The organism is Mariniradius sediminis, from assembly GCF_021491425.1.
Lineage (GTDB): Bacteria > Bacteroidota > Bacteroidia > Cytophagales > Cyclobacteriaceae > Mariniradius > Mariniradius saccharolyticus.
Window position 1 is genome coordinate 1 of record NZ_JAKEVZ010000029.1, and the last position, 11,793, is coordinate 11,793.

Sequence of the window (11,793 nt, forward strand, 5' to 3'; positions counted from 1 at the left end):
AGATTTCCACAGATGGGAATCTTTGGCTTGAGGGTTTGATGCTGTTCGTTGGAAACGAATGGTTCAGCAATCCGAAGGTATAACCTAGGAATAACTCATTTATCTGTGATCATCTGCGAAATCTGTGCTTTATTTATTTTTACCACAGATGACGCAGATTTCCACAGATGGGAATCTTTGGCTTGAGGGTTTGATGCTGTTCGTTGGAAACGAATGGTTCAGCAATCCGAAGGTATAACCTAGGAATAACTCATTTATCTGTGATCATCTGCGAAATCTGTGGTTTATTTTTAACCACAGATGACGCAGATATCCACAGATGGGAATCTTCGGCTTGTGGGATTTGATTCTGTTCGTGGTAACCGATTGCCTGATCAATCCGAAGGAATAACCTTGGAATAACTCATTTATCTGTGTCCATCTATGCGATCTGTGGTTGATTTATTTTACCACAGATGGCACAGATTTCCACAGATTGGATTCATTTACGAAAGCGGTTTGGTTCTAATTGTTGGAAACGAATGACCCGTGAATCCGATGTTATAACCTTCGGAAAAAGTGCTTATCTGCGTCCATCTGTGGTTGATTGATTTTTACCACAGATGACGCAGATTTCCACAGAAGGGAATCTTTGAAGTGTGAGGTTTGATTTTTTTCGTTGTTGCCTTCTTTAGCCTCCGGAAGCGCAGCGGTTGTTTTTGAATGCAGGATTGAGGGGATAAGTACCTGATTGGTTTTCTGTAGTTTTTCCTTTTTCTGCCAATTGTGCCTATCTTTTAGAATCCTATACTCATACTTTCTAAACCACCAACACATGGAATTGATCATTCAAAATCTATCCAAAACTTACCCGAATGGCGTCACCGCCCTGAACGACATCTCGCTGCACATCAAGCAGGGGATGTTTGGACTGCTCGGTCCAAACGGCGCCGGGAAATCCACCCTGATGCGCACCATCGCGACGCTACAGGATGCCGACGGAGGTAGCATCACCTTGGACGGAATCGACGTGCTTCATGAAAAACAAAAAGTGCGTGAAAGACTCGGCTATCTCCCCCAGGATTTTGGCCTCTATCCAAGGATTTCCGCCGAAGTGATGCTTGACCATATCGCCCAGATGAAGGGAGTTATCCACAAGTCGGAAAGGAAAGAGTTGGTAGGTACGCTGTTGCAGAAGGTGAACCTCTTTAAAGACCGAAAAAAAGCGCTGGGTACTTTTTCGGGTGGGATGCGGCAGCGCTTTGGCATTGCACAGGCTTTGGCTGGAAATCCCTCATTGATCATCGTGGACGAACCTACGGCAGGCTTGGACCCTTCGGAAAGAAACCGTTTCTACAACTTGCTCAGCGAATTGGGGGAAAATACGATTGTGATCCTTTCGACCCATATTGTCGAAGACGTGAGTACGCTGTGTTCCAACATGGCGATCATCTGCAAAGGCGAAGTACTCATGCAGGGCAAGCCCTCTGATGGCATCGCCGAACTCCAAGGGCGGATTTTTCAGAAGAGTATCGAGAAGGCCGCACTTTCTGAATATAAAGGCAATTACAATTTGATTGCCACGCAATTGAAAGAAGGAAAATTGAGCCTGCGGATCAAAAGCGAATCCGACCCAGGCAACGGTTTTGTCCCGGTACCTGCCAATTTGGAGGATGTATACTTCAGCTATATTTCTCAAAAAGTAGACCCAATAACCCTCTAAGCCATGCAGGATTTTTGGAACGTTTTCAAGTTTGAAATCCGCTATCGGCTTTCAAGACCGGCGACATACATCTACTTTGGGATGTTGTTTGTGATCGCATTTGTCCTTTTTGGTGGGGGATTTACGCCTGCCTCGGACAAAGTTTCCCACAATTCACCCTACGTCATCGCCCAACTGCAGTCCATCATTTCCATTTTTGGAATATTGCTGGCATCGGCCATCCTGGGTGTCCCGATTTACCGGGATTTGGAACACAAGACCGGAAGCTTCATGTTCAGTTACCCGCTGTCCAAAGGAGCGTATTTTATGGGTCGATTCTGGGGTTCATTTGTGGTATTGTTGGCAATCACCTCGGCCGTCATGCTGGGGATTTACTTGGGGTGTATTGTTGGTGCCGCGACGGGCTGGACTGATGCGGAACGGTACGGACCGCACGTCTTGAAGTTCTATACACATCCCTGGTTGACGCTCGTCCTTCCCAACATGTGGATTGCGGGTACGCTTTTCTTCGCCCTGATTATTTTCACGCGCAACATCAAATCCATCTATTCGGGTGGAATAGTCCTGTTTATCGCCTATTTGCTTTCCAACTTTCTGGCCCAGGACATCGAAAACAAGGATCTTGTACAATTGCTCGATCCTTTTGCGCTGAATACTTTCAATTACGAGACGCGGTACCTGACGCCATTTGAAAAGAACACCTTCATTTTGCCATTGAAAGGCAATCTCTTGCTCAATCGGATCATCTGGTCTTTGGTTGGCTTGGTGTTTTTTGCCGCTGCGTATTGGCGGTTTTCCTTTACCTATTTCTTCCAAGAAAGGATCAAATCCAATAAGAAGCAGGCCGAAGCGGAAACCTATCCGACAGGAGGCTTGGCAAAGGTGTTGACCGATTTCTCCAACAAATACCAATGGCTAAGCTTGAAGGCTTTGACCAAAATCGAGGTCAACAACATCGTCAAGGATATCTACTTCAGATCAATTCTCTTGGGCGGCTTTATCTTTTTGGTGTTGGATTTCTGGATCGGGTCCACGCTTTACAGTGTTTCCAACTTTCCGGTGACCACTTTCCTGATGGAGTTCAAGGGCTTTGATTACAACCTTTTTGTATTCATCATCATCGTATTCTTTACGGGAGAGTCCATCCACCGCAGCCAAGCCTCGGGCTATGCCATCATCAGTGATACATTCCCCGTGAAGGATGGTGTCATGCTAAGTTCCAAGTTTCTGGCCATGGCTTTTGTCACGCTGATATTGGCGGTGATTCCTATTCCGGTGGGCCTTTTGGTACAGACGCTGAAGGGTTATTTCCAATATGACCTGCATATCTATCTGATCGATAGTTTGTTGATAACTTACTTTGATTACCTCCAAATGGTCATGCTGGTCTTTGCGGTCCATATGGTTTTCAACAATAAGTTTGCGGGACACGCGGCGAGTATTGCCGTTTGGGTGGTGATTGGTCAAGTATTGGACTTGGCGAAGGTCAACTTTACCCTGTTCAAATTCTCCTACAAGCCCTCCTATATTTGGTCCGATATGAACGGGCTTGGACATTTTGCCGAGTCATTGTTTTGGTTCAACCTTTACTGGACGGCATTTGGCTTGTTTTTGGTGTTGGTCTTCAGCATCTTCTTCGTGAGGGGTTCTGAGACCAACTTCAGCAGCAGGTGGAAAACAGCCAAATCCCGCCTGAAGAGTCCGGCCATCGCCGTAGCCATGGTCTGCTTGTTGGTGGCGTTTGGTTCGGGTGCTTACATCTATCAGTCGGTGGTCTATAAAAATGGATACCTCACCATCCGGGAAGGGGAACAACGCTCTGCGGACTATGAGAAGCAGCTGAAGCAGTATCAACGCATCCCCCAACCCAAGGTGGTGGCCGCTTTCCTAAAAGCTGACGTCTATCCCGAAGAGCGCAACGCCTTTTTCACCTTGGATTTGACGATTGTCAACAAGACCGATGCGGTCATTGACTCGCTCCATATGCAGGAATCCTCGCTGAGTAATTTTGTCGTTTTGCATGCTGGGGACACGCTGGAATATCGATTTCCCTTGAAATATGACAAGCGGGCGTTTGATATCTTCGGTTCCTTTGAGGAAAGGCACTGGTACAAAATCCTGGCCTTGCCCAAGGCGATGCAACCAGGCGATACGCTTCAGATACAAGTGATTGCCAGTCAATTGAACAAGGGTTTTCCAAACTCGGGCTATGGAAGGGACTTGGTGCACAACGGTACCTTTACCAGTGCATTTCTGCCTAGTTTCGGATATTCCGACAATCTGGAGTTGAGTTCGGATGAGACCAGAAAAAAATACGGGCTAAAGCCCAAGGACACGGACCTACCCCCGCATGATGACCCATTTGGCTTGCGGAATCTGCTTTTCTCACAGGATGCCGATTTTGTCAATTTTGAAGCGATCGTGAGTACCTCACCGGACCAAATTGCCGTGGTGCCGGGCTATCTACAAAAGGAATGGACAGAGAATGGCCGGCGGTACTTCCACTATATCCAAGATACACCGATACAATACTTCTTTTCGGTCGTTTCAGCCAAATACGATGTACTCTTGGAAAAAGCGCAGCTGCCTGACGGAAAGGAAGTGGCCATAGAAATCTACCATCATCCGCGGCATACCTACAATTTGGATCGCTTCCTGGCGGCCTACAAAGACGGCTTGAGCTATTTTTCTGAAAAATACAGCCCCTTCCAATTTAGGCAAATGCGGATTTTGGAGTTCCCGAGGTATGCAGGCTTTGCGCAGTCTTTCCCCAACACGGTGCCTTTTTCCGAGAGTTTTGGCTGGGTTGCGGATTTCAGCGATCCCAACAGCTTTGACTATGTCTATTTTGTCACCGCCCACGAACTCGCACACCAATGGTGGGGTCATCAGGTTCCGCCCAATTATACCCGTGGGTCTAATTTGATTTCGGAAGCCTTGGCGGAGTATTCCGCACTCATCCTGACCGAAAGGGCCTATGGCCGAGACAATATGAAGCGCTTCCTCAAAGATGAATTGGACAGGTATCTGTCCGGAAGGTCAGGGGAAAGCAAAAAGGAAAATGCCTTTATCAATGCGGACAGGGGATATATCTGGTATCAAAAGGGTGCCTTGGTGCTGTATGCCTTGCGGGATTATATCGGAGACGATAAGATGGACGCTGCGCTGAAGGATTTTGTCGCAGAGTTTGGGCTTAAGGAGACGCCGCCTTTTGCGGGAAGTTCAGACCTGCTGCGGCACCTGACGAAATACACGCCGGATTCGATGCATTATTTCTTGGATGATACCTGGCACAAGATCACTTTGTACGAAAACAAAGCCAAAGAAGCCAAGGCCGAAAAAGTCGGGGATGATGAGTACTTGGTCACATTTACCTTAAACTCCCAAAAAGTGTACGCGGATAGCTTGGGAAGGGAAACACCCGCGGTGTACGAAGGGGATTTTGTTGATGTTGGGGTATTTGCAGCCGAGGATAAGGACGAAAACGGACGTAACCGCACCAATCCCCTGTATATCCAAAAGCACAAGATCAAGCCAGGCGAGACAACCCTCCAAATCCGTGTCAAAGGAGGGGTTCCGACCAAGGCTGGAATCGACCCCTACAACAAACTGGTCGACCGTATTCCGGACGACAACGTGTTGAATGTAAGTGTCAATTAGCGCTGCTGCAAGTCCCTGTCGGACTGTAGTCAGGGCCTGAACCTATGTGGATAAATGCTGAATTTCCCTCCAATGCTTTGGAGGGAAATTTTTTTGCCACTGGGCTAAAAATGAACGCGAAATACAATCCAGGCGGCGATTTGAAAGTTATCCACACATGTTTTCTGTGTTCATCTGTGAAATCTGTGGTCTATTTATATTAACCACAGATGACGCAGATTTTCACAGATGGGATATTCAGAAAAAGTGGTTTGATGCTGTTCGTTGTAAACGAAGGATTCAGCAATCCGAAGGTATAATCTTTGGTTTGTGGGATTTGATGCTGTTCGTTGGAAACGAACGACTCAGCAATCCGAAGGTGCAACCTTCGGATAACTTTTTATCTGTGTCCATCTGTGCTATCTGTGGTTTATTTATTTTACCACAGATGACGCAGATTTTCACAGATGGGATATTTAGAAAAAGTTTAGTGTTTCTGTTCGTTGTAAACGAATGACCCAAGAATCCGAAGGTGCAACCTTCGGATAACTTTTTATCTGTGTTCATCTGTGCTATCTGTGGTTTATTTATTTTACCACAGATGACGCAGATTTTCACAGATGGGAATCTTTGGTTTGTGGGATTCGATGCTGTTCGTTGGAAACGAACGACTCAGCAATCCGAAGGTGCAACCTTCGGATAACGGGGAAAGTGGGGTTCAATTCGTGATTTTTTCCCGGATTTCGACCACGGTGCGCAACTCCCGCAGTTCTTTTTGTACGTTCTTTCTAATCAACAGCGTCAAAATAGTCCCCGGGACGAAATAGGAAGCGACAAAAGCTATCATCCATCCGGTACTGATATGCAGGGCAAATTCCGGTAGCAACAACAAAAATCCCAGCGTATATGCCCCAAGTGTGAGGTAGGTAAAGGTACTGTGGATGCGCAACCGCAGGCTGAGGTATTGTTTTTCCTTTTCCAAGCTATCAGCAGCGGCATCCAAGCTGGATTTTTCCCGTCCCTTTTGGATGCTGTAGGCTTCCAATACGACGCGCAACAGGAAAAACCCGAGCATTAGCCCCACGCCAATATGACTCAGCGGCATCTGGAACTTGAAATAGAATAACAAAAAGTAGCACATCATCAAAAACGTGGATCCGAGAATCAGCACAGTACTGCGCTGAAACTTGAGGCTTTCCCCGTTGAGGCGCTTGGCCTCCGCGATCAGTTTTTCTGTCTCCCAAGGCGGCGTGGCTGTATCGCCCGCGTTCTGCCAACCTTTTTGGAGGATGTTTCCCAATTCATTCATGGTGGATAAGTTTTTTGAGTCTCAGTTTAATTCGGTGGATTTTGACCCGAAGGTTGCCTTCGGTAATGCCTAAGATCGCGGCGATTTCCTCCTGCGAGACCTCGTCCAGCAGCAGTCCCGTGACCAATCTGTCTACTTCGGACAGTGCAGCCATCGCTTCGTAAAGCGCTCGGACAGGATCATTTTCCGTCAGTTCGATCTCGGTGCTGCTTTCCTGGCTGCGCGCTGCGTCTTCCAATTTCCCGGCAAGGACTTTCTCCCGCTTGAGGTAGTTGAAGCAGGTGTTGACCGTGATGCGGTAAATCCAAGTTTTGGGGGAAGATTCCTCCCTGAACTTGCCAAGATTGTTCCATACTTGGATGAATACCTCCTGATTCAGGTCCTTGGCTTGGTCGCTGTCTCCCTTCAGGAATCCCAAACACAGCCTGTTGACCATGGGGTAATGGGCCAGATAGAGGTTTTGGAAACGGATTTTATCTTCTTGGCTCACTTTTCAAGGAAGGAAAGTACCGTTTCGTTAAACCACTCAGGCTGGTCCAGCATCAGGTAGTGCTTGGCATCCGCAGCAAAGGCAAACTCTTTGTTGTCCAAAGCCAGGTATTGTTTTTTCATCGTCTCCAGCGCGCCCGGGCCGAATGGCTGCCCGGCGACCATGATGAGGACGGGCGCTTTGATACTGGGCAGTATTGGGCGGTTGTCCAGCTTGAGGAGGTCGACGTAGCCCAAGACAAAAGTCTTGCGGTCGGCCGCCTGCATCCAGGATTTTATCTGCGCTTGGTCAGCGGGCTTGGAGATCATATTGCCGGTCATTTGGTCAAGATAGGAAGATTGGGCGACATCGTCCATGGCCATCATTTGGTCAATGAAAGGACCGCCGTAGCCCAAGGCCTCTGCCGGGACGCCGGGCATCATTACTTCCCGCATGCAGGCGAGTGCATCCGCCACTACGACCTTGGAAACATGGTCGGGTAGGCTGGCGGCCAAGTCCAAGGCAAGGTTACCGCCCATACTGTGTCCGATGAGGATAAGCTGCTGTAGCTTGTTGGCTTGGATGTACTGGACCAAGTCGGTTTTGATCTTATCGTACCAAGGCATCTCAACCGACTGCACGCCACCAAAGCCCGCGTAAGTGACCACGTGTAATTGGTACCCGGGAAGCGCAGCGGCCGTTTGCTGCCAAACCTCCCCCGGGGTAGCAAAGCCAGGCAGCAAGAGGATAGGTTGTCCTTTGCCGGAGGTCTTGACGGCAATGGCATTTTGCGCCATCAGTATTTGCGGCGCCAAAAACAACAAGTAGATCAGAAGTGTTGCCTTTTTCATATTCGTAGGAATTTGTTTTTTGCTACTTGGAAAACCAAACCCGGAATTTGTTACAGGGATCCTATGAAAAATTTTTGAAGCTTGGAAAGGGCTCGGTTTTGGGGGAAAAATATTGGGGTGGTGGAAGGAAATGGTAAGTTATCCACATTCATTGAGTGCTTTTGGCGATGAAGCTGTGTGTGGATAAGTCGTACTTGGACCAGTTTGGGCGATGGAAAAGGGCAAAAACGGCCCGCAAAAAGCGCATAATCCGTATCAATACGCATACAACACGGAGTTACGACGGGCAGGCATCGGGTGGCTATTGACACGTCGTCCCGACATCTCTATCTTTCACCCCTAACATCATCGGTATAGCTATGGCCATACAAGTTGGAATGTTTCCCTTGACGGGTAGCATGGGGAACGTCACCTTTTACCAGCATGCGAATGGGAAATTTCTCGCAAGGCAAAAGGGAGGGGTAAGTCGCAAGCGATTCTTTACAGCCAAGGAGTTTGAAGGTTCGCGGTGCGCGGGCAGGGAGTTTGGCAGGGCCTCCCGGGTGAGTGGCATTATCCGGAGGGCGCTGTGGTCCTCGCTGCGGGATGTGGATAAGTTGGGACATTCCAAACTGACGGCATTGCTGCAGCGGGTCATCCAAACCGACAAGCTGCACCGCAAGGGAGAGCGCCTGTTTGCTGCGGGGGACACGCAACTGTATCGTGGTATTGAATTGGGAAAGGACTCAGTGGCGGGGATGTTGGGAGGCTTGCCTGATATGGAGTCCTTTGGGGAGGGCAGGTATTTGGCATTTGGTTTTGGGAAGTTATCGGGGATACCCATTTTCCCCAAGGGTTTGGAGGCAGATTGTTATGGGCTACGGGTGCATGGGATTGTGATGGTAGGAGAATGCAAGATGCCAAAGTATTCAAAAGCCAAGGAATTGCCGCTGATGCCCTTGGACAAGGGACCGGAGGACTTTGGCAGTCAGGTTTTGGATTTTGGCGATGCGGTCCCTTCCGATAGCGTGATTTTAGGTGCCCTCTCCCTCCGCTTTTTCCGCAAGGTCAACGGCGTTCCCTACCAGCTATCGGAACAAGGAGGTGTGTGTTTGTTGGGGAGGGGGTAAGGGTGAGGTTTGGGAGTTATCCACAGGGTAGTGGCATTGCAGGTAAAATGATGAAATATGCATTCGGAGGTTTTCTGTATTAGACTCTCCGAGTTTTCGATTTGTAAATTAATTTTTAAATTGTTCGAATAAGACCATAATGAAATCGACCTTTACTATGAACTATTTACCCCATGCAGATGGTATTCCCATAAATCTTTTAGCTGGATGTTTTAACCGTCGATCGACCACCTATAAGTTTTACTGGTTTCTTTCGTTAATTCAATTTGTTGAACAGGGAAAGGAGAAGATTGAGAAGAAGAATCTGTTTGCGCAAATGATTGCAAATTCATGGTACACGCTGAATTATTTTCATATCTCTTTTGGTGTTCAGGACAAATTCCAGGCTGCTATTCGATCGATACGTGAAATAGAAAAAATCAATGTTCAGGAGAATACAGAGGTAGTATTTAAAAAATTGATTGAATCCAAAAATCGCGAAACCCAAAAGTTTTTGCGGCACTTCAATATCAATGTTCCCCACAAGTTCTTGAGTCCTTGGATTAGTGCAGACAATCAAAAAGTTGTCTATCATTTTTCGCAGGATTTTGGTAACAATTGCCCCTATGCCCTATTTGATGATTTCGTCGTTATCAATCCGAAATGGAGAGAGTATCTCAAAAGGAACTCGAAAATCCTAAAGGATTTTTGTTATTGGAACCTTACACTTTATCTCCAAGCAAGAAACCCAAATGTGCCAGATATTGCCAACAAGCTTATAAAATCTCCACAAAGAAGTCCTTTAAATGAGCAACGAAAGGCCTTTTGGAATATCGTTCTGGAAGAAAAAGGGAAAATAAAATGCATTTACACTGGAAATGATCTAATCATTGGGGATTACGTCGTAGAGCATTTTATCCCATATAGTTTTGTCTCGCATGATCTAATTTGGAACCTTCTTCCAGCAGACAAGTCTTTCAATGGTTCAAAAGGCAATAAACTTCCCCGATTGGAGAAGTATTTTGATGCTTTTTATCAAATACAGAAGGAAGCAGTCGAAATTGTTGTTAGAAAAACTCCTAAGAATAAGTTTTTGCAGGAATACCTAACCATCTTCCCGAATGTAGAAAGTGCCAAAGATTTGCCGTCCGTTTTTGATAGAGTGAGATTTAAGGAAAACTTTCAATCTCTAGTTTCGATTGCTTCAAATAACGGTTTTATGTTTTTAAAATGAAAAGCGCTAATACCAACTCTCACCTCACCGCCAAAGAGCGGGATTCCCTATCTTTTCCTGCAAAGGTCCTAAAAGAAAGAGGCCTTTTAGTGGGCGATGTTTTGGATTTTGGTTGTGGGTTTGGAAAGGATGTTGAGGTGTTGAAAGCAAGTGGATTTGAGGTTTTTGGCTATGACAAGCACTATTTTCCAAGTTATCCACAGCGGAAATTCGACACAATTCTTTGCTTTTATGTCTTGAACGTGCTTTTGCCTGAAGAGCAGGCGCTTGTTTTGATGGAGGTTTCAAATCTTTTGAAGCCTGGTGGCAAAGCTTACTTTGCGGTGAGAAGAGATATCGTATATGAAGGATACCGTACTCATAAAATCCACCAGAAGCCAACCTACCAATGTAAGGTCACGCTGCCATATCGTTCAATCCTAAAGAACGAAAGTTGTGAGATTTACGAATATCAGCATTTCAACGTCCTGCGCCGGGAGAGTTCAGATGACTGTGTTTTTTGTAACTTATCCCCATCGGCTGAGTTGATTGCCGAGTCCGCAACAGCCGTGGCATTTTTTGACAAGTTTCCGGTTAATCCAGGACATGCTTTGATAATTCCCAAGCGCCATTGTTCAGATTATTTTGAACTTTCTTTTAGGGAGCAGTCAGCCTGTATCTTTATGGTCAATTTTGTAAAAACGATAATCCAAAGCCTATTCAATCCGTCTGGTTTCAATGTTGGGATCAATAATGGCTATGCCGCTGGCCAGACAGTCATGCACTGTCATATCCACCTCATCCCCCGCTACCCCAACGATGTGGATAACCCGGAAGGTGGCGTGAGGGGGGTGATTCCGGGAAGGAAGGGGTATTTGGGATGGCGGTCGAGAAAGACTGTTGCTTCGATTCACAAATTGTAATTTACATTTTGTGAATTGGTCGTTTTTTGGAACACCCTATTCAGCTTCGGCAGTTTGGCCTATTCGTTGTGTGAGTGCTGTACCTTCGGAGGCCCGAACTTGAAGTCTTTGACATCGTATTCTTTCCTACCGATTAAAAATGGTGTCGAATGACAATCATGGGCATCGTCTTGAAGTTATCCACATAAATTATCTGTGTTCATCTGTGCAATCTGTGGTCTATTTATATTAACCACAGATGACGCAGATTTTCACAGATGGGATATTTAGAAAAAGTTTAGTGTTTCTGTTCGTTGTAAACGAATGACCCAAAAATCCGAAGGTATCACCTGCGGATAGCTTTTAATCTGTGTTCATCTGTGCGATCTGTGGTTCATTATTTTTTAACCACGGATGACGCAGATATTCACAGATGGAATTAAATGGTGTAAGAGGTTTGATTCATCTCGTTGGAAGCGAAGGATTCAGCAATCTGTAGGAATAAGCTTTGAATACTCATTTATCTGTGTTCATCTGTGAAATTAGTGGCTGGTATTTCTTGCCACGAATGACACGGATTTTCACAGATGGAATTATATGATGTAAGAGGATTAATTCAT

General features: G+C 46.4%; 8 protein-coding genes. 5 read left to right on the forward strand and 3 right to left on the reverse strand.

Features of this window, described 5'->3' with window-relative positions; genetic code table 11:
- Nucleotides 1-814 precede the first annotated feature (814 nt).
- Both L0U89_RS19975 and L0U89_RS19980 read left to right on the forward strand, forming a co-directional pair.
- The gene (locus L0U89_RS19975; protein ID WP_234863147.1) at nucleotides 815-1,702 is read left to right on the forward strand and encodes an ABC transporter ATP-binding protein; all 888 of its coding nucleotides are present in this window, start codon (nucleotides 815-817) and stop codon (nucleotides 1,700-1,702) included.
- 3 nt (nucleotides 1,703-1,705) lie between these two features.
- Complete coding sequence (locus tag L0U89_RS19980; RefSeq protein ID WP_234863148.1) at nucleotides 1,706-5,362, forward strand: ABC transporter permease/M1 family aminopeptidase; 3,657 nt, start codon at nucleotides 1,706-1,708, stop codon at nucleotides 5,360-5,362.
- Nucleotides 5,363-6,059: 697 nt separating this feature from the next.
- Here L0U89_RS19980 and L0U89_RS19985 read toward each other — a convergent pair.
- From L0U89_RS19985 to L0U89_RS19995, 3 genes are read right to left on the reverse strand one after another with little or no spacing between them, the layout of a single operon-like run.
- A complete protein-coding gene (locus L0U89_RS19985) occupies nucleotides 6,060-6,650 on the reverse strand; it encodes a hypothetical protein (RefSeq protein ID WP_234863149.1) in 591 nt (196 codons plus the stop codon).
- Complete coding sequence (locus tag L0U89_RS19990) at nucleotides 6,643-7,140, reverse strand: RNA polymerase sigma factor (RefSeq protein WP_234863150.1); 498 nt, start codon at nucleotides 7,138-7,140, stop codon at nucleotides 6,643-6,645. The genes L0U89_RS19985 and L0U89_RS19990 overlap by 8 nt, the downstream gene beginning before the upstream one ends.
- On the reverse strand, nucleotides 7,137-7,970 hold the full coding sequence (locus tag L0U89_RS19995; RefSeq protein ID WP_234863151.1) for an alpha/beta fold hydrolase: 834 nt from the start codon (nucleotides 7,968-7,970) through the stop codon (nucleotides 7,137-7,139). Before L0U89_RS19995 ends, L0U89_RS19990 begins: the two co-directional genes overlap by 4 nt.
- Nucleotides 7,971-8,329: 359 nt before the next feature.
- Here L0U89_RS19995 and L0U89_RS20000 point away from each other — a divergent pair, with 359 nt between their 5' ends.
- From L0U89_RS20000 to L0U89_RS20010, 3 genes are all read left to right on the forward strand, one after another.
- Nucleotides 8,330-9,079: a hypothetical protein gene (locus tag L0U89_RS20000; RefSeq protein WP_234863152.1), complete on the forward strand. Its 750-nt coding sequence runs from the start codon at nucleotides 8,330-8,332 to the stop codon at nucleotides 9,077-9,079.
- Nucleotides 9,080-9,236: 157 nt separating this feature from the next.
- Nucleotides 9,237-10,292, forward strand: a complete 1,056-nt coding sequence (locus tag L0U89_RS20005) for an HNH endonuclease domain-containing protein (protein WP_234863153.1) — start codon at nucleotides 9,237-9,239, stop codon at nucleotides 10,290-10,292.
- Nucleotides 10,289-11,194, forward strand: coding sequence for a bifunctional class I SAM-dependent methyltransferase/HIT family protein (locus tag L0U89_RS20010; RefSeq protein ID WP_234863154.1), 906 nt, complete (start codon nucleotides 10,289-10,291; stop codon nucleotides 11,192-11,194). The genes L0U89_RS20005 and L0U89_RS20010 overlap by 4 nt, the downstream gene beginning before the upstream one ends.
- Nucleotides 11,195-11,793: the final 599 nt, after the last annotated feature.